Here is a 19,062-nt window from a genome sequence, read left to right on the forward strand (position 1 = left end):
CGCCGAGCGAGCTGGGCATGCTGGAGTACTCCGACCCGCTGACAGGGACGAGGAAGAGGTTCAGCGGCAACATCCTGACTTGGCAGGAGCACACCGGATCGTGCCCTGACGGTGCAGCGCTTGCGCATCCGGTCCATGAATAGGAGGCAGGCAGGGAGACACGCTTCTTGCCCCGACGCGCCCGAGAACCGACCGCGGCGCCTTCTCGCTTGCCCCCCAGGGCTGTGTTCTTGTAGCTGGCGGAGCCGCTCCTTGTCGGCGCGATCGCGATCCCGCTTGCTCGGTCCTCATCGCCGCGCGTAGGGTCGAATCAGGCTCCATGAAGCCTGGTCGCCTGCCAGCCGCCCCCACAGGTTGGCAGGCGACCGATGTTTCTCTCGCAGGAGCGGACCGCTGTGTCACTAGGGGACGCCGCTTCTACGACAAGGACGATCACTATTCCTGAGAAATGCAGGTCCTCATGCGCCAGTATTCCTGAAGCGCCAGTGCAGCGAGGTTCATCCATTGACGGCCGCTATCGTCCTGACGCCAGTTGGCGAGTAAGTTGAAAACTGAGCGCCTGTCAGTGCTAATCCAGTCCAAGCGGCCGTGCTCGAACACCGCTTGGCAAGCCTCGACGCGTTCCACTATCTGGCTCTCAGGGAGTCGGGCGCGAACGTGCGCCACGACGTGTACCAGAGGGCCATTGAGATTGTACCCGAACCAGGATACCTGTATGGGGCCGTGCTCACTTGGCATGAGTCCAACTTCCTCGTTCAAGCAGCGTTCTGCCAGATGAACTAAATCCTCCTGATAACCAGAAACCGCAAGCGGCGAGACCATAGTTTCATTCGGGCCAATGGTCCACATGTTCTGTGACGTTCTGACTGAACGTGAGCGTTTGATGGCGAGCAACCGACCGCTACTCGCCAATACCACTACATTCATGGCAATCACGGACCGCGGGGCGCGCCTTACCACGTCGCGCGGGGCGCTCGTTCGGAGACGCTGCTCCACATGGCTTCTTTCGTCACTTGTCATGCAGGCGTTGGCGGCCAGGAAGTCGCCATAGACGCTCGGAGCAATGTACATTCGAAAGACTTGGCCCCGCACACTTTCGCGATGATCGATTTCGTAGTCAACGAGATGGGAGGACGGACCTCCGGGATCGGTGACGTCCTTGGTTGCGTTGGCCAGTCGTTTGGGATCCACCCAGTCCTGTGTTGAGGGCGGGTGGACGACCACTACTTCCTGCCGATCACGCGTGAGCTGCCTTGCCGGAGACCAGCGGTTGAGGCAGATGAGGTGCTCCTGCTCGGGTTCAAACAACGGCAGCTCGCCAGTAGTCACCTGATCAGCAACCGCAGAAGCCGCCCGCCCTGTTCTCTGCTGGCGCGGGTTAGGCAAGCCGCGCCTTAGGGGGCCGCCGATTTTTCTCACCGCCAACCGCTGTGGTCGTTCGTGGAGAAGATGTCGGAACTCCCGTTGTTCTCCGGGAGTGAAGAGGAGCCTGTGGTACTTGGACCCAGCCTGCTTGATCGCATTACCCCCTTCAAACGCTTCCCACTTGCGAGCAGAACTCGCAATGCGAAACGCTTTGACTTCCTCCTCAGTGAAATTGCCCTCGATGTACTTTGAGAGAAGCTCGAAAACCGCGCGTCGGCCTGCCTTCTTGTTGGCTACCGCGGCCCAGATGACCATCTGACGTACGCCCTCGGCTATTGTTGTCTCGCGATTCTCCTTGGCCAGGGCAATGACGCGTTTTGCAAACCGATGCTGGTGTTCGGTAGCTCCCGCAGCATGCACCCCGTTGAGAGTTGCCTCTCGTCTGCGACCGCTGCCGTGATGGAGTGTCGTTGAACTGCTCCTGATCTTCACGCTGCGTCGACTGCCAGAACCTCGGGAACCGCGAGACATCGATTCGTTCTCCTCGGTATCCGCTTACCAGAAGCTTACCACGCACTGACCGTGTACTTACCTTCGCGCGCGCGGGCTCGCGGAAAATGAACGCATACGAAAAAGCACCCTCTGCGCGAGGGTGCGACGAACAAGGAGAAACGCGAACGGATATCAACGAGTGAAAATGTGAGGAGCCGCGACTCGGCGCAACGGTGTTAGAGCACCGCCGCTAAGGAACGGCACACGCAACCCCCTTACAGGCAGGAGGATGCACATGCAGCACCGACCGAAGACGCGGCCCCTCGGGCTGGGCGTCAAGTACCCGCGCAACCCGAGTGGCCACATTCCGGCAACCTTATCCCACATGTACCACAATGTGGGCTCCTTCGTCAATCACCCCGCTGTGGATAACTCTCCCTGCTTCTTGGTCATGCTGTCGACCGTTGGCCTGTTGCTGGCTTGTCTGTTCGCCGCCGGCTGCATGCCTGACGCCCCGTTGTCGCCGGCCTCGTCCGACACCGTCGGGTCATTGGCGTCTCCGTCCTCGCCAGCATCCACCACCTCCCCGATTTCAACGAGGAAGCGGCGCGAGGTGGGGGTGCTCGTGCATGTTGTCGACCAGAGCACATCCACCTCGGCCGACTGGCGCTGTGAGGAGGTGCTCGCCCGTGTCATCTCCACGATGAGCCTGCCGGGCATACGCGCGCTCGATGTCATGGTTCTGGGCACCGGCGGAGCATTCAACAACGAGCCGAGCATCATCGTCCCATGGATCCGCTTCCGGCCGCGTCACGACCCCTTCACTCCCGGCGACAGCATCGAGGTCCAGCGCCAGCGCTACCTCAAGGACATCCACGCCCAGTGCTCGGCGCACATTTCGCGGACCCACAGCTCGCCGATTTTCACGGCCATCGCCCGCGGGGTGGAGAGCCTGCGCGCGCACTGCTCGGAGGTGGAGCGCTCCGGCGATCGGTGCACCCGCAAGCACGTCTCCGTCGCCTCGGACATGCGCGAGAACGGCCAGGCGTCGATCACAGCGCGCCTCTACCGGCGCCACCCGCGCTTCTCCACCGGCACGCTGCCGGTGATTGAGATCGACAACGACATCACCCTCAGCATCTGCGGGGTCGCCAACTACTCGGACACCGATTCCGTCTCCGGCTCGCGCCTGCGCGCCGTCTGGACCGAGGTGTTCAGCAACCGGCTGCCGGCCTTCGACGCTGCCTGCGCCCGCACCTCGGTGCAGTGATGACCGACACGTCTGCTCCGGTCCCACTGGTTCTCGGTGCCGACACTTCCGAGAGCTACTCCGTGATTGTGCCGTCGGCCACGGCACAGGACGTTCACGACGTAGTCGGCCGTGTGGCGTCCTGCACACCCTCACCTCAGCTCGCCAGGGAGGTCGAGGCCTACGCCGTCGCGCAGGTCGAAGCTGGCGCCCCGCTTTCGCTCGAGGAAAGCCGCATCACCGACCAGCTTCAGCGCGCCAACCTGAGCGTGCTTGATCATCTCCGCGTTCGTCTCACCGACGCCGCCGAGGCGGCCAGAGACGCCTACTACCGGGCCCGGAGCGCCACCTCCCAGTGCCTCAAGGGACTGCCCTGGCTTTGGCACCTGCTCATCGTGGCCGGCGGCCTTGTCTTTGGCGCCTTCGCCGTCCGCGCTGCGACCTACGTGCTCTCGCTTCCGATGGAAGGAGTTGTCGTTCGACCGGCTCTGGACTCGGGTGCTCTCGATCCATCGGCCGAGTCGTGGCGGATGGCGATCAACATGTCGCAGGCGTTCGCCATCATCGCTGTCGCGCTTCCGATCGGATCCGCGATCTCGACCGGCGGCCGGTTGCATTGGTTCCTGAAGGTGCTGTGCATCCTCGTCGACCTTCTGTTCTCGGTCGCCTTCGCCGGCATCCGCTCCGAGCGCGGCTTCACTACCACGGCCATCTACTACACCGCCTTCGAGTTCGTCACTGTCTTCGGCTCCGCCATCTACGCCTTCGCGCTGGGCTCGATCCTCAAGGTGCATACCGACAGGAACGAGAAGAGGAAGCTGGCCGAGGCCGAGGAGGCGGCTTCGAAGCTCGAATACGAGGACAAGGTCCACGAGGCGCGGGCGGGCGACGAGGCGTTCGTCAAGCAGTACGACATCGTCGCGGCCCGCGAGCAGGCCGATGTCCGCCTGCCGCGCATCAAGGCCCTGCAGGCGGCCGTGGCCCGGAGGGAGTTTCTCGTCGCCCACGCCGAGATTTCCGAGCATGCAGTGGGCGGCCTCGTCGACGAGCTCGACGACACCGCTATTCGCGACCACCTGACCCAAGAGCTCGCCGAGCTGACGCAGAAGGAAGGAAACCATGTCAACGCTTGATGTTGAGGATCCGATCTTTTCACCTTTGGCTCGTCTCGATTCGGCTGAAGTGCTCAACGCGCGGCGGCGCATCTTCGTGGCGCGGCTCAAGCGCGTGCTCGCCCGTCTGGTCGCCGAGGCACTCATCGACGAGTCCCGGTTCAAGATCAACGCGGCCGAGGATGCCGCTGCGATGCCCTGGCGGCCGTCACGCCCGCGCACCTCGTGGTGGCGCCGGTTCAGAGCAAACATCGGCCTCGACTCCGCCCAGCCCGTGGATGCCAGCGCGGGCGATCGGCTTTCCCTCGCCGAGGCCCGCGTCAAGACGGCGAAGGCGCAGCACGAGCGTCTCATCCACTTCGATCTCCCCGAACTGCTGCGCCGGGCCGAGGAGACCGCCGACTCCGTCGAGAAACTCGACGGCCGGACCGCTGGGGTTCAGCCGGACCAGGACGCGCAGCCGCCGAAAAACGGACGCCGGGCCAGCGGCCAGTCGCAGGTGCGGAGCTAGATCATGCTCGGCTGCATCCTGCTCATCGGCATCGTTGTCGGCGGCATCTTGATGATGCTTGGCTTCACCTCGGCTGCGAAGCGCCTGGGCGTCGTCATCCTCCTCCTCGCGCTCGCTGGCCCTCTCGTCATGGCCGTCGTCGACGGGCTTCACTGGGTCCGCCTCGATTGGCTCGCGTGGGCTGTCGTTCCGCTGCTTGTCCTCGGCTTCATCGTCGCCTTCGTGCAGTTCACCAACCGTCGGCGGGCGGTGAACAAGTGGCTCGGCGAGAAGAAGACCTCGGCCAAGACCCGGCTGGACAGCGATGACGCTTGATTTTTCCAACCTTCGTCTCATCTTCCGTCGGGGCGGGGCCACGAGTGAGCCAGTCGCTCCGGCGGAAGATGAGGTCGTCATCGGCTACACCGAGAACAAGCGACCCGTGACCCTCGGCAAGCCCTCGCAGGACCGAGGGCACCACCACCTTGTCGTCGGGGCCACCGGGTGCCACAAGACGGTGCTCCTCTCTGCAGCCCTCGCCACTGAAGTCGCCCGAACGCCCAGAGAGGAACTCGGCTTGGTGCTCGTCGATCCTAAGGGGGATCTGCTGACCTTTCTCCATGCGCTGGCCGCCTGCGCCCCAGACCGGCTCGCCGACTGCGTTGTGATCGACCCCTTTGCCGTCAGCCCGTTCCCGTTCAACCTCACCAGGCTGGACCGCACCGGCGTCCCGCTCGAACTCCGCGCGCTTGAGCTTGCGCTCCTGTGCGCATCGCTCAGCACGGAACAGGGCAGCCAAAAGAGCCTCGGCGCCGGCAGCCGCCAGATCGACGTCACGCAGAACGTCCTCGCGGCCGTTCTCGCTGCCGATCACGCCAAGGCGAATCCCACCTGGGCCGTCGACGCGCTCGTCGCTCCTCGGGGCAAAGGGTTGAAGCAGTTGGCTGAGTTTGCCGCGGGCGCGGGCCGGGCCAAGCAGTTCCTCGAGACCGCCTTCTTGAGTGACGAGCTCGCGGCGTCGTGCGCTGCGCGTCTCCGCCTGGCCTTCACGGCGTCGACCGCGATCGAGCGCATGATGGCTGCAGACACCTCAGTCCAGTTTGCGGACCTGACTGCACCGGGTCGCATCGTGCTCATCGACTGCAGCCGCCCGACCGCCGGCCTGAGCGCCCTGCAAATCTACTGGGCCAGTCTGCTCACCCGGCTCCTTCTCTCCCACCTCATCCAAGCCAGGCCATGCCCGTCCCGAGGACACCACCACCTGAGAATCGTCGTTGACGAGGCGCCCATGGTACTTAACTCGACGATCGTGGCCGAGGCGGTCAACACCTTGGTCACCACGGGCCGTTCGCGCAACCTGTCCATCGTTCTCATCTGTCAGGGCACGAGCCAGATCCAGGACCCGGCCTTGCTCTCGATTCTCGTCGGCAACACCACGCGCATCGTGGGCCGATGTTGCGCCAAAGATGCCGACCTCCTTGCCCGCGATGTTGCGCCCGGCGCCGGCGTTGACGAAAGCGCGTCGTCGGTCAGGGCACGCGTCAGTTCGTCGATTTCGAATCTCGCCGACGGTGAGTTCTATCGCTTCGGCCCGGGTCGAAGGGAGAGGTTCACCAACATCCAGGTGGACATGAACGCCTGGAAGACGGCGGCCCAGCGCCACGCCGCGGCGATCGGGGCGGCCAGGAACCGGCTGGCCATGCCGCCGGATTTCAGTCCTCGCGTCAGTCTCGCCGACGCCCTGGCCGAGCGTCGGGCTCAGCAGAAGAGGCAGGACAAGTCCTCGCCGAGCAAGTCGCGACCGCGCTCCGGCTCCGCTGCAACCAGCGACGAGTCGACGGGGCCTAAGCCGAAGCCGCGCTCGAGGTGGGGCTGATGTTGAAGACCGTCCTCGTCATGCCGCTCAAGCTGCTCTGGTGGACCATCAGGATCACCGCCCGGCTCGCACTCCTTCTGCTCGAGTCCGCCTTCTGGTTGTTCCATGCGGTGCGGTGGCTCGTCACCATCGCCGACGACTTCTTCAAGGCGAAGCGCTTGATGCCTGCCGGGGAACTGCACTGTCCGCGCGGTCATCTGGTCCTGCCGGCTCGCGAGAAACAGGTGGCCAAGTGCGAGGCCTGCGGCTGGACGTTTGAGGCGTCTGGGTTCGACATCCTCGTGTGCAAGAACCCCGAGTGCGTCAGCCCTCAGACTTCGTACATCAACTGCCCCACCTGTGGTCTAAGCGTCCGCAATCCTTATAGGCTTGGTCGCCCATGAGCGTGCGTGCGGCCAAGCGGTCGAGGACGGTCCGGTGCAAGGGTAAGCACGGCCTCGAGATCACCGAGCGCGACACCGCTATTCTCATCCTCCTCGGCAACGTCCGGTTCGCCACTCCGAACCAGATCAGTCGCGAGCTGTTCTCGAGCCTCGACCGCTGTCGCCGACGCCTTCGACAACTCTTCGACGCCGGCTACATCGTCATCACGATCTCCTCCTCGCGCCACCCGAACCTCGTCTCGCTCACGAAGGCCGGGCTTGACGTCGCCAGCCAGGCTGCGCCTCACGTCGCAGACCGGCTCAGACTGGCTGGTGCCATTAGGCTCGCCGGCATCGAGCACCACTTGCTGTGCACCGACATTCGGCTCTTTGCGGTCGCTCTCGGCGAGCTTCGGCATGCGCCCCTGGCTCGCTGGGCCAACGCAGGCGGCGACCTCGTCCGCGAGCTCGATCTTGCTCGCTTCCACATCCAGCCCGACGCTGTCGCCCAGTACACCATCAATCCCTCCGGAGACGCGATCCACATCGCCATCGAAGCGGACTGCGCCACGCAGTCGGTCTCCTCGGTCCTCGTCGGCAAGCTTCGGCGCTACGCTCAGGCTGCCGCGCAGACGAGTCTCGACGCTCTGTGGTTGGTGACCTCCGGCGGGGAGCAGCGGCGGGCGAACATCGACGCATTGTTGAACCAACAGGGACTCGAGCAGTTCGTGCGGGTGCTGTCGCGCGCGCACGTCATCGCCCGACCGGTTCGGGAGCTGCCGGCGCGCGGGGGGAGTAGGGCCGTTCAAGGCCCTATTACGACCTCCTTCCTCGACTCTGATTCTAGTTGCACCTCGCGGTGTTCAAACACCGAGGGTCGCAGTCGGTAGGCGGGCCGATGGGCGGGTTCGATAGGACGGGCGGACACGAACACCGACGGTCGGCCTACTCGCCGCGCGCCCGGGAACCCCAGCTCGTCGATCTTCCGCTCATCATCGACATCATCCGTGAGGTTCTGCGTGAGGAGCTCAGCGCGTGTGCTATGCTCGCAGCGACTGAACTCCCGTCGCGCCGAAGAGAGGAGGGTGAACAATCATGGCGCGACCCAAGGAAGGACCACGCGTCCGAGGTCCGTACCGCTACGACGGAGGACGACGATGGCGAGTCGACGTTTTCAAGGGCAGAGGCGAGGAGGATCCTGAGCTCCACTACTACGAGACGGAAAAGGAAGCTCGGCAGGTAGTCCAGTCGCTGAGAAGAGCGATGGGTCAGCAGCAGGACCGCACCATCGACGACGCCTTGAAGGAGTACGAGCGGCACATGCGGGAGAAGGGGAACAAGCCGAAGTCGATCACGGAGACGACCCGCAGACTCCGACTCTTCTTCCCGGACCTCGAGATGCCGCTCGCCGCGTTCAACTCCAGCCGCGCTCAGACGTACTACGACGAGCTCTGCCAGCGACCAACGATGCAGCCGAAGCGGCAACAGGTCGACGGAGACGAGGTGGCGTCGCTGCGTGAACAGAAGCTCTCGTGGCGCGACATCTGTGCCAAGCTCAAGTGCGGTCGGTCGGCTGCGATGCGCGCGCTAGAGCAGCGAGGCCAGCCCGAGCCCGAGTCCCGCAAGCTGTCAGTCGACAGCCATCGCAACATGCTCGCCGAGGCCAAGTCGTTCACCCGCTGGTGCACGGAGGACAAGCGCTGGCTCAAGGCGAACCCCCTCGAGGCCGTCAAGGGCAAGGGCAAGCGCAAGCACGGCAAGCTGCAGCTGCGCATCGACGAGACGCGCAAGTGGGTCGCCAAGGCGCTCGAGTTGGCGGGGCAGGGCGAGGAGGGCGCGATCGCGGCCCTGCTCACGCTGTACCTCAACCTGCGCTGCAGCGAAGTGGTGACCCGAGTCGCGCGCGATGTCGACGACAACGGCCGGGTGCTCTGGGTGCCGGACAGCAAGACCGAGAAGGGCAAGCGTACGCAGGAAGTCCCGCCGGAGTTGCGGCCGTTCCTCTTGCAGCTCACGTCGGGCAAGACCGCCGATGCCAAGCTGTTCGGCTGTGCCTCGCGCGACTGGCCGCGTCATTGGGTGCAGCGGATCTGCGCCTTGGCGGGAGTGCCCGTCGTCTGCGCTCACGGCATGCGCGGCACTCACTCGAGCATCGCGCACGCCTTCGGCTTCACGAGCCGCGCCGTCGCCGACGCGATGGGGCATGAGTCCGAGAAGACCACGATCGAGAGCTACACGGACCCGTCGGTCGTGGCGAACGCGCAGCAGAAGCGCATGCTGCAGGTCCTGAATGGGGGCCGAGCTTGACAACGAAACGTCTCGTTTCGTTGTCAGCGGGCCCGGACAACAAGAAGGGGTTTCGCATCTCTGCGAAACCCCTTCTGTTCCGGTGGAGCTGAACGGGATCGAACCGTCGGCCTCCTGAATGCCATTCGTCGGGAAAGCAGGGGGCTACGAGTAGTTGTCAGGTGGTTTCGTTGTCAGCCGCGACGGGAGTTCAGTCATTCTCGTGGCTTATAGCTGACAAGGATTCGTTCGGTGACCAATCCTAGCATGGGGTTCAGCAGTTGTGGTGATCGGGTTGTCGTCGTGCAACACCGCGGACTGTCACGCGGAGACGCGATCTCCGTCGGGAGCATGGTCTTCACCTGCGGTGGGACTTGAAACCTGAACGGATGATCTGTAGCTTGGCCGGCATGTGGTACTTGAACCTGAGCGGCTTGAACATGAAGCTCGGCCCCTTCACGACCGAGGGCCTCCGCGATGCGCTGAGCAAGGGCGTGCTGCGCGCGGATACGGTGGTCGAGGACACCGGGGGCCGCCGGTCTTCGGTCGGTGACATCGTGGGCGCACCCGGGACGTCGACCCTGGAGAACGTCATCCTTGGGGCACTCGCCGTGGGAGGGGCCGCCGCCATCCTCCACAGCATCTTCGGCAAGAAGTCGCGCGTTGGAATCTCGAAGGAGGAGCGGAACAGCATCCTTCGGTCGGGGCGCGTACACGAACGGCAGGGCGCCTTGCTCGTCTGCATGGACCATGTGCCGGCTGCCTGCCCGCCCCCGAAAGTTGGTAGACGGCGGCCCGATCTGGTCGCCTACTACGACGACAAGATTGTCGCGGAGGAGCACGAGACCATCGCGACCGTCTTCAAGAAGCACTCGGTTGAACAGAACCGGGATCTGCGCAGAGAAACGAAGCGCTGCGGCTGGGAGTACCGGCAGGTCATCGCCGAGCTCCCAGACTTGGACCTCAACGACTGACTGGTCGGTTCCTCACACACCCGCAGTCTGAATCACGTAAAAGCCCTGGGGGTGGACGTATTCCCGCTCGAGGCCATGGGCGATGGCCGAAGCCATCGCCTGGGTGCGGTGCTGGCTCATGATGTCCCATCGCATGCGGTCGTTCGCGCAGTCCCAGTGCCGGACCGCCTTGGTGATGCCCACGCAATGGGCGCCGTCGCGCCGCGCGACAGGGTCCTTGGATACGCCGAAGCAAACCTCGCCCTGATCGTAGTTGATAGCGCGATAGACGAGGAACATCTCGGACCTCTCTCTTCGAACCCGACTCCCAGCTGCGGCGATGAACGCGTACAGGAGCAACTACTACTAGCGCAGACACGAAAACAGGCCCGAGGGGTATCACCCCGGGGCCCGTTCATTGGCTTTTCACATCAGGTTGCCTGAAGCAAAACAGAAGGCCTCTCCTACCCGAGCTGCCCGTAGATCAAGGTCCGCTTGACGAAGGTTTCGAGCTCAATCGGGTTCACCACCGGCGGCGCTCCTGGCCCGTTGTGGTGGAACTGCTTCGAGTAGTCGTTGATGTCCGTGAGCTCCTGCACACGCGGTTGCAGACCCACGAGGAGAGTGCCGGCGCCCGCGTTGCGGATTCTGCCGATGAAGTCGCCCAGGTAGTCCGTCGCCGGAAACGCGTCCGGGAACCGGCCCCGCAGCTGGCCCTCCAGGTACGGCCGGATCGCCCGGGCAATGGTCAGAAGGTCCCCACCAGTAGAGAGTCCCTCGTCCAGGTAGCGGCGCAGGAGGAAGAAGTCGCGGTAGGCCGCCTCCAGGCACGCCTTGAGGATGTCCCACTCCTTGATGGCGTAGGTCGCGCCGTCGCGTGTGACCTGCAGGGACTTGATCGTGGCCTTGTCGATGTTGGTGTCGTAGATGTGCTTCAGGAAGTCCGCGTCATGCGACAGGACCACCACCTGCTTGGCCTGACTGCCCAGGCGGCAAATCTCCTGCTGGGTGCAGGCTGTACGGAACACGTCGAGGCTCGAGAGCGGGTCATCGAGGACGATGACCTTCTGCGCCAGCAACGGGTCCTGCTCGAGCCGCGCCAAAAAGAATGCCAGCGCCAGGGTGCTCTTGTCGCCAGAGCTTAGGGCCGTCCGGAAGCACGGCGTGCCGCGGGGTGTCTTCTCGTCCCCTAGGTTGACGGGGGTGTTGTTGATGGAAATTTGGTAGGTGGAGCTGGCCCGGCCGCCCTGGAAGCTCGGCTTGGTACCGGTGAGGGTAAAGTTGGCGCCGAACTTCTGCAGCAGGCGGTTGATCGCCTGCTCGTACTTCTGGAGGATCGAGCCGGCGATGGTCTCCAGCTGGCTACGCGTCTTCTTCTTCTCGTCCTCGTAGTTCTTCTTCTGCTGGCGCCCGGCGGTCAGCTTGGCGCACAGGTCAGTGGCCTCGGGCTGCTGCCGGATCTGCATGTTGCGGAACCGGCGCAGCTCCCGCTCCAGCACGTCCTCGCCGGTGGCCGCGGCCTGCTTCTTGATGTCGGCGATCTGCTCGTTCGCGCGCGCGATCTGCTCGTTGACCTTGCGCACGGCGGCCGCCGCCTCCTCGAAGTCGTGGAGGGCGGCCTCCAGGTGCTCATCCTTGGACGGGGGCTCCGACGGATTGGCCAGCCGGCGCTTGAGGGCGTCGCGCAGGACCTCGCGGACGTGCCGCCAGGCATGCTCAAGCGCGTCAGTGGAACAGGTGGCGTAGCTCAGGTCGGCCAAATCTGCCCAGCCGCGGATCAGGCCGTCGTTGGCCAGCACTCGCTTCTGGACGCCGTGGAGCGCGTCGTCGCCGAGCGTCTGGTCCAGGGCGTTGATGGCTCGCTCGATGAGGACGACGTGGTCGCGGTACTTGGTCGAGAAGTAGTCGCGCAGGAGGGCGACCAGCTCGACCTTCTCGGTGGACTGGGTGCAGAACGGACAGGCGTGGTCCTCCTTCAAGTACTCGAGGCCTTGCCGCAACCACTGCTCGCCGCGACCGTCGAGGTCGTCCTGGATGTGCTGACGGACCAGCTTGTCGCCGCCCTCCGTCTTGCGCTCGACCGCGACCTGGAGGATGTCGATGGACTTGGCCGGAACCTCAGGCACCGTGAGCGGGTCCAGCTCGCGCCGAGCGACGATCTCCCTCGACTTGCGGACTGCGCTCAGGCGAGTGGTCCGCTCGCTGATCTTCTCCTCGAGCCCGTTCTCGGGGACGAGCGTGAGGAACTCGTCGACGCTGAACGGCGCCTGGATGATTCCCCGCAGCTTCGTCTCCAGCTCGGTTATGTCGTGCGCCGCGGTCCGGCTCTTGGTGTCGATCTCGTCCACCTGGTGCGCGAGCGCGACCGCAGCCGCGCCCACCACGACCTCGTAGAGGTGCTTGCGGTGCTCGGACTCGACGCGGTCGCCGGTGTAGACGTTCTCGTTGATGAAGGTCGAGTCGAATATCTCCAGGTCGGGCATGGTCTGCGACCACTGGCCGCCCTGGAAGCTGGCGTTGCCCGCCGCCAGCCGGATCTCGACCGCCGGCGAGCCGTTCACGCCGAGCGTAGCGCGCTCCTGGACGTAGGCCGGGTCCCCGGTCTGCAGGGAGCGCAGGATGCCGGCGAGAGTGGTCTTCCCGTGCCCGTTGTCGCCGTAGATGAGGGTCAGCCGCTTGAACTGAACGTCTGCCTTGGCTGCCAGTTTGACGAACCGACCGACGTTCTCCACCTTGATGATTTTCTCTATCATATTAGTATTCTCAATATGTTAGCCTGCGGGCCTGGGTTCTTTGCTTAGCTCTGGGATTTCTTGCCAGGCCCTTGACGTTATCTTTGCTATAACATAAACTACAATCATATGTCAACCACAACCTCATCATTCGGCGATCGCGTCCAGCTCCTGCGCAAGCGCCTGAACCTCAGCCAGGAGCAGCTCGGGACGCGGCTGGACGTCTCCTTCGCAACCATCAGCCGCTGGGAGTCGGGCAAGTCGCAACCGCAGAAAGCCCAGCTCGCGACCTTCGACCGTCTCTGGGAGGAGACCGGCCTAGACCACGACGAAGCCGCTACGACCGCGACAACAGGCCAGCGTCGCCGTCGCGGCGTTCATCGCAGCTCCGTGCTCAGCAACAAAAGCATGGAGCAGATGCTGTGGGACGCCGCCTGCTCGATCCGAGGCGAGAAAGACGCCCCCAAGTTCAAGGATTACCTTCTGCCGCTTCTTTTCATCAAGCGGCTATCCGATGTCTTCGACGACGAGGTCGAGCGCCTGACACAGACCTACGGCGACCGCGACACGGCCCTCACCGTGCTGGAAGCCGATCACGAGCTCGTCCGCTTCTACCTCCCGCCCGAGGCGCGCTGGGCCGTCGTCAGCGGACGCGAGCCCTTCGACTGGCCTGCCACCCTCCGGCCGAAATCACTCGGCGAGCAACTCACCACCACCATCCGCGCCGTCGTGAAGCACAACCCCGAACTCGCCGGCGTCATCGACATCGTCGACTACAACGAGACGCGCAACGGAGAGCGCGAGATCAGCGACGCCGCTCTTAAGGGCGTCGTTGAGACGTTCTCCGATCCCCGCTACCGCCTCGGCCTCCACAACGTCGAGCCCGACTTCCTCGGCCGCTGCTACGAGTACCTCCTCCGGAAGTTCGCCGAGGGCCAAGGCCAGAGCGCGGGCGAATTCTTCACGCCGCGTGAGGTTGGTTTTCTCATGGCGGAGATCATGCGGCCCCGCCCGGGCGAGGAGTGCTACGACTATGCCTGCGGCTCATTCGGCTTGCTCATTAAGCTCCAGCTCGTTTGCCGTCGTCTGAACCCCCTCAGCAAGGTGCCACTACAGCTCTACGGCCAGGAGCTCACCGGCTCCAGCTTCGCCATCGCCTGCATGAACCGCATCATCCACGACATGGAGGGCCAGGTCCTCCGTGGCGACTCGATGCGCAACCCGAAGTTCAGGGATGCTGACGGTCACCTCAAGAAGTTCGACGTCGTGGTCTCAAATCCAATGTGGAACCAGCCGTTCGACCCCGAGGTGTACGAGAACGATCAGTTTGGCCGCTTCGTTGAGCACGGAGGCATCACCACCAGCAAGGCCGACTGGGCCTGGCTCCAGCACACGGTTACGTCATTGAAGGACAACGGACGCGCCGCTGTGGTCCTCGATACCGGCGCAGTCACACGCGGCAGCGGCAGCAAGAACGAGGACAAGGAACGCAACATCCGCAAGTGGTTCGTCGAGCACGACCTGATTGACGGTGTGATCCTCCTCCCTGACAACCTCTTCTACAACACCATGGCCGCCGGGGTGATCCTTATCCTTTCCAAACGGAAGCCCAAAGAGCGACGTGGAAAGATCGTCCTTGTCAACGCTAGCAACGAGTTCACCAAGGGCACACCGAAGAACTACCTCACCGACGAGGCCGTTCAGAAGATCGGGGCTGCGTTCGTGGCAGGGAAGCCCGTTGAGGGCTTCGTGGCAGTCATTACCAACGAGGAAGCGCTGGCAGACGACTACAACCTATCGCCGTCGCGTTTTGTGCAATTCAACGGCACACGTGGCACAAATCGACCCTTGCCAGAGATTGTGGCCGACCTAGACGCCATCGATGCCGAGCGAACGCGAATCGACAAGGAACTGCGGCGGGTTCTGGAGCAGCTACTATGACCAACGCTGCTCCCAAGGGATGGACAGAAGTACCACTCGGAGAGATCGCCACCTGCCAGGGTGGATCAGCATTCTCTCCCGCGTTGCAGGGGCGCACTGCCGGTGACATTCCCTTCTTCAAAGTGTCCGACATGAACCTGCCAGGAAACGGTTGGTTCATGCGTCGGGCAAACAACTACGTAAGCCTCTCCGACACGTCCCGTATCCTCGGGGCAGAGAAGCCATCTGGCTCTGTCATATTTCCCAAAGTAGGCGCTGCCGTGCATACGAATAAGAAGCGCCAGCTCACACAGGATTCCTTCGTAGACAACAACGTCATGGCCGTATGGTCAAAGGACCCCGAGCGCTGTCGTCCAGGATTCCTTTACTTGTATTTTCTAACGGTTGATCTCTCGACGATGTCCAACCCCGGACCCCTGCCGTCAATAAACAACAGCAAGGTCTATGAGCAGACTATCCGTCTCCCTACGTCACTTGAGCAGGACCGCATCTGCGCCACGATGCTCACCATTAGACGCGCGATCGAGGCCGAGGAGAAGGCGATCACACTTATCCGCGAAGTGAAACAGGCCGCGCTGCTGCGCCTCTTCAGTCAGGGACTGCGCGGTGAGTCACTGCGTGACACCGAGATCGGTCTTGTGCCAGCCAGCTGGGATATTCAGCCCTTCGCCGAGCTTCGCGAGTTCTTGCAGTACGGGACCTCCGTGAAGTGCGACTATGCGCTAGAAGGGAATCCTGTCCTGCGCATCCCGAACGTGGTTGACGGTCGAGTTGATTACCGTGACCTGAAGAGATGTCGCCTCGACAGCGATACGGTCGCCTCTCTGTTGCTCGAACCAGGCGACATTCTGTTCATTCGGACGAACGGAGTGCGCGAACGGGTGGGCACCTGCGCAGTCTACGACGGCGTTCCGGAACAGGCGCTATTCGCCTCCTACCTCATTCGGGCCCGACCTAAGCGCGGTGTTCTCAACCCCCAATACCTCCAGTACTTCACGGCAACACGCACAGGCGCATCCCAGCTCGCCGGACGATCCTCACCGGCTGCAGACGGCAAGTTCAATATCAACACGAAGTCCATCGATGCCGTGCTAGTCCCGATCCCGTCGGAGGCCGAGCAGAACGACATCGTCGGCGTGCTCGAGACGATCGATGCTGCCGCAACCTCCTATGAACGCCGGCGAGCGACCCTCTCGGAGCTATTTGCCACGCTTCTCGAGAAGCTCATGACCGCCGACCTTCGCGTGGACCACCTCAACATCGACACTTCGCTAATGACGGCAGCCTAACTATGAAACCCATCACTGAGCTAACCAGCGTACAGCTTCCACTCGTCAACCACGCAAGTGGCGTGGGATGGACCGTGGTCACGCCTGAAGAGTCGGTCACCAAGCGCCGCGGCGAGGCCGGCTTGTTTCACTATGCCGAACTCGAGTCCGCCCTTCTCCGTCTCAATCCGGGCGTGGTCACCGACGACAACGTCGCCGGCATCATCCAGCAGCTCGAGGCAATCCCCTCGACGCTCCAGGGCAATCGCGAGGTGCTGGAGTGGCTTCGCGGCGCCCGTTCCGTCTATGTCCCCGCCGAGAAGCGGCGGCTCAACGTCACTCTCATCGACTACAACGACCTGTCGCGCAACACGCTTGAGGTGACCTACGAGTGGGCCTTCACGCCCGGTACCCGGAAGGGCAACCGCGCCGACGTGGTGTTCCTGGTTAACGGTATCCCCGTCGCGATCATCGAGAACAAGAACCCCAAGCTCACCGACGCGATGGAGCGGGCCGTGAAGCAGCTGCGGCGCTACGAGCTGGAGACGCCCGAGCTGCTCACCGCGCCCCAGGTCTTCAACGTCACCCACCTGGTCGACTACTTCTACGGCGTCACCTGGAACTACAGCCGGAAGAACATCTTCCTGTGGAAGGAGAAGCGCTCTGAGACCTTCAAGGAGGCCGTGCAGAGCTTCTTCGAGCCGCACGCCTTCCTCACCATGCTGAAGGAGTGGGTCCTCTTCTACGTCAAGGACGACGAGCTGCAGAAGACCGTGCTCCGCCAGCACCAAACGCGCGCGGCCGTGAAGGTGGTGAATCGTTGTGCCGACCCGGCGAAGCGCCGGGGCCTGGTTTGGCATACCCAGGGCTCAGGCAAGACCTTCACCCTCATCACCGCCGCTCGCCTCATTCTCGAGGACAAAGCCCGCTTCCCCGGCGCCACCGTTCTCCTCGTCGTTGATCGCAACGAGCTGGAGGGCCAGCTCGCTGGCTGGGTCGACCGGATGGTCGGCGAGATGCGCGGGAGCGACATCAAGATCGAGTACGCGAACACCAAGGCGCGTCTTCAGTCGCTCCTGGATCAGGACTTCCGCGGCCTCATCATCTCCATGATCCACAAGTTCGAGGGCGTGCGCGCTGACTCCTGCACCCGCGACAACTTCTTCGTCCTCATCGACGAGGCGCACCGGTCCACCGGCGGCGATCTTGGCAACTACCTGATGGGCGCACTGCCGGCGGCCACCCTCATCGGCTTCACGGGCACTCCGATTGACAAGACGGCCCAGGGGCAAGGTACCTTCAAGACCTTCGGCACCGACGACCCGAAGGGCTACCTCGACAAGTACTCGATCACCGAGTCCATTGAAGACGGCACCACCCTCAAGCTGCGCCATACCCTCGCGCCGAATCACATCCGCGTCCCTGACGAGATGCTCGAGAAGGAGTTCTTCCAGCTCGCGGAGACCGAGGGCATCAGCGACATTGACGAACTCAACCGCATCCTGGACCGGGCGGTCCGCCTCAAGACCTTCCTGAAGGCCGACGAGCGCATCGAGAAGGTCGCCAAGTTCGTGGCGCAGCACTTCAAGGAAAACGTCGCGCCGCTCGGCTACAAGGCCTTCCTGGTCGCCGTCGACCGCGAGGCCTGCGCCAAGTACAAGGAAGCGCTCGACCAGTACCTGCCGGCCGAGTGGTCGGAAACCATCTACACAAAGAACACCAACGACGTAATCGACCGGCCGCTCGTCGCCAAGCACCAGGTCGACGAGGTGCGCGAAAAGGATGCCCGCAAGGCGTTCACGAAGCCGGCCGAGCTGCCCCGGATCCTCATCGTCACCGACAAGCTGCTCACCGGCTACGACGCCCCCATCCTCTACTGCATGTATCTCGACAAGCCGATGCGCGACCATGTCCTCCTCCAGGCTGTCGCCCGCGTCAACCGGCCCTACGAGGACGACGCTGGCGTCAAGAAGCCGTGCGGCCTCATCATCGACTTCATCGGCATCCTCAAGGCGCTCAACAAGGCCTTCAGCTTCGACTCCAAGGACGTGGAGGCGGCCATCGAGGACCTCGACGTCCTTCTCGAGCACTTCAAGGAGCTGATGCGCAAGCCCGCGGCCCGCTTCCTCGACCCCGGCCCGGGACCGGCTGACGAGGAGCTCGACCGGCTCCTGTACAAGGTCTACTTCGACAAGGAGAAGCGCCAGGCCTTCGCGGAGTTCTATCGGGAGGTGGAGACCCTCTACGAGATCCTCTCTCCCGACGCTGCTCTGCGCCCCTACATCTCTACCTATCGCCGCCTGTCCGAGCTGTACGCAACGCTCCGCGCAGAATACGGGACCCGCAGCGGCATGATGACATCGGAGCTCGCCCACAAGACGGAACTACTGCTGCGCTCGGCCGCCAAAGTGGAGGGCCTAACCGGCACCACCAAGACGGTCGAGTACGACGAAAAGACGCTCGAGGCCCTCCGGGCCAATCCCAAGTCGGACACCGGCCGCGTGCTCAACCTGCTCCGGGACGTGCGCACCAAGGCCGAGATTGACGTCGTGACGCAGCCCGCGCTGCGCACCATCATCGAACGCGTCGACGCCATACGCACCGCCTTCGAGGACCGCCAGATCGCGACCCAGAACGCCCTCGACGAGATCCAGAAGCTCGTCGCCGAACAGGACAAGGCGAAAGCGGAGCGTGAACGACTCGGAATGGACGATGCCACCTTCGGCATCTACTGGGTGTTGGAGAAGGAGAAGCTCGAGCAGGCCGAGCAACTGGCCCGTGAGATCGCCGTCGTCCTCGCCCGCTTCCCCAACTTCCGCCAGAGCGCCGATGAACTGCGCCAGCTCAAAGCCGAGTTGTACAAGTCTCTCCTAAAGGTCGTCTCCGGCCGTCAGATGGTGGATATTGGCGACCGCATTCTCGCACTCAGAAGCTGA

15 protein-coding genes are annotated in these 19,062 nt (G+C 63.5%); 12 read left to right on the forward strand and 3 right to left on the reverse strand.

Going from position 1 to position 19,062, the window contains the following annotated elements:
- Positions 1 to 435: 435 nt before the first annotated feature.
- On the reverse strand, positions 436 to 1,896 hold the full coding sequence (locus WC526_00805; GenBank protein ID MFA5061669.1) for a hypothetical protein: 1,461 nt from the start codon (positions 1,894 to 1,896) through the stop codon (positions 436 to 438).
- A gap of 346 nt (positions 1,897 to 2,242) precedes the next feature.
- Between WC526_00805 and WC526_00810 the strand changes: the two genes are divergently transcribed.
- The 9 genes from WC526_00810 to WC526_00850 all read left to right on the forward strand — a co-directional run bounded on the left by WC526_00810 (position 2,243) and on the right by WC526_00850 (position 10,206).
- The gene (locus tag WC526_00810; protein ID MFA5061670.1) at positions 2,243 to 3,127 is read left to right on the forward strand and encodes a hypothetical protein; all 885 of its coding nucleotides are present in this window, start codon (positions 2,243 to 2,245) and stop codon (positions 3,125 to 3,127) included.
- Positions 3,127 to 4,239, forward strand: a complete 1,113-nt coding sequence (locus WC526_00815) for a hypothetical protein (GenBank protein ID MFA5061671.1) — start codon at positions 3,127 to 3,129, stop codon at positions 4,237 to 4,239. Before WC526_00810 ends, WC526_00815 begins: the two co-directional genes overlap by 1 nt.
- Positions 4,226 to 4,729 carry a hypothetical protein gene (locus WC526_00820; GenBank protein ID MFA5061672.1) on the forward strand — a complete coding sequence of 168 codons (504 nt, stop codon included), beginning with the start codon at positions 4,226 to 4,228 and terminating at the stop codon, positions 4,727 to 4,729. The genes WC526_00815 and WC526_00820 overlap by 14 nt, the downstream gene beginning before the upstream one ends.
- Before the next feature lie 3 nt (positions 4,730 to 4,732).
- Entirely contained in the window at positions 4,733 to 5,044 is a 312-nt protein-coding gene (locus WC526_00825; GenBank protein MFA5061673.1) for a hypothetical protein, read from the forward strand.
- A complete protein-coding gene (locus tag WC526_00830; GenBank protein ID MFA5061674.1) occupies positions 5,034 to 6,584 on the forward strand; it encodes a hypothetical protein in 1,551 nt (516 codons plus the stop codon). The genes WC526_00825 and WC526_00830 overlap by 11 nt, the downstream gene beginning before the upstream one ends.
- Positions 6,584 to 6,967: a hypothetical protein gene (locus tag WC526_00835; protein ID MFA5061675.1), complete on the forward strand. Its 384-nt coding sequence runs from the start codon at positions 6,584 to 6,586 to the stop codon at positions 6,965 to 6,967. Before WC526_00830 ends, WC526_00835 begins: the two co-directional genes overlap by 1 nt.
- Positions 6,964 to 7,836 carry a replication-relaxation family protein gene (locus WC526_00840; protein MFA5061676.1) on the forward strand — a complete coding sequence of 291 codons (873 nt, stop codon included), beginning with the start codon at positions 6,964 to 6,966 and terminating at the stop codon, positions 7,834 to 7,836. Before WC526_00835 ends, WC526_00840 begins: the two co-directional genes overlap by 4 nt.
- A 373-nt stretch (positions 7,837 to 8,209) precedes the next feature.
- On the forward strand, positions 8,210 to 9,253 hold the full coding sequence (locus tag WC526_00845) for a tyrosine-type recombinase/integrase (GenBank protein MFA5061677.1): 1,044 nt from the start codon (positions 8,210 to 8,212) through the stop codon (positions 9,251 to 9,253).
- A gap of 389 nt (positions 9,254 to 9,642) precedes the next feature.
- Positions 9,643 to 10,206, forward strand: coding sequence for a hypothetical protein (locus WC526_00850; protein ID MFA5061678.1), 564 nt, complete (start codon positions 9,643 to 9,645; stop codon positions 10,204 to 10,206).
- 12 nt (positions 10,207 to 10,218) lie between these two features.
- Here the strand turns inward: WC526_00850 and WC526_00855 are convergent, their stop codons facing one another.
- Both WC526_00855 and WC526_00860 read right to left on the reverse strand, forming a co-directional pair.
- Positions 10,219 to 10,485, reverse strand: coding sequence for a hypothetical protein (locus WC526_00855; protein MFA5061679.1), 267 nt, complete (start codon positions 10,483 to 10,485; stop codon positions 10,219 to 10,221).
- 164 nt (positions 10,486 to 10,649) lie between these two features.
- The gene (locus tag WC526_00860; GenBank protein ID MFA5061680.1) at positions 10,650 to 12,938 is read right to left on the reverse strand and encodes an AAA family ATPase; all 2,289 of its coding nucleotides are present in this window, start codon (positions 12,936 to 12,938) and stop codon (positions 10,650 to 10,652) included.
- 108 nt (positions 12,939 to 13,046) lie between these two features.
- Here WC526_00860 and WC526_00865 point away from each other — a divergent pair, with 108 nt between their 5' ends.
- The 3 genes from WC526_00865 to WC526_00875 are packed head-to-tail and all read left to right on the forward strand — an operon-like array spanning position 13,047 to position 19,062.
- A complete protein-coding gene (locus WC526_00865) occupies positions 13,047 to 14,858 on the forward strand; it encodes an N-6 DNA methylase (GenBank protein ID MFA5061681.1) in 1,812 nt (603 codons plus the stop codon).
- Entirely contained in the window at positions 14,855 to 16,147 is a 1,293-nt protein-coding gene (locus WC526_00870; GenBank protein ID MFA5061682.1) for a restriction endonuclease subunit S, read from the forward strand. The genes WC526_00865 and WC526_00870 overlap by 4 nt, the downstream gene beginning before the upstream one ends.
- 2 nt (positions 16,148 to 16,149) lie before the next feature.
- Positions 16,150 to 19,062 carry an HsdR family type I site-specific deoxyribonuclease gene (locus WC526_00875; GenBank protein ID MFA5061683.1) on the forward strand — a complete coding sequence of 971 codons (2,913 nt, stop codon included), beginning with the start codon at positions 16,150 to 16,152 and terminating at the stop codon, positions 19,060 to 19,062.

The organism is Patescibacteria group bacterium (assembly GCA_041649475.1).
Classification (GTDB): domain Bacteria; phylum Patescibacteriota; class Patescibacteriia; order Magasanikbacterales; family GWA2-37-8; genus JBAZNA01.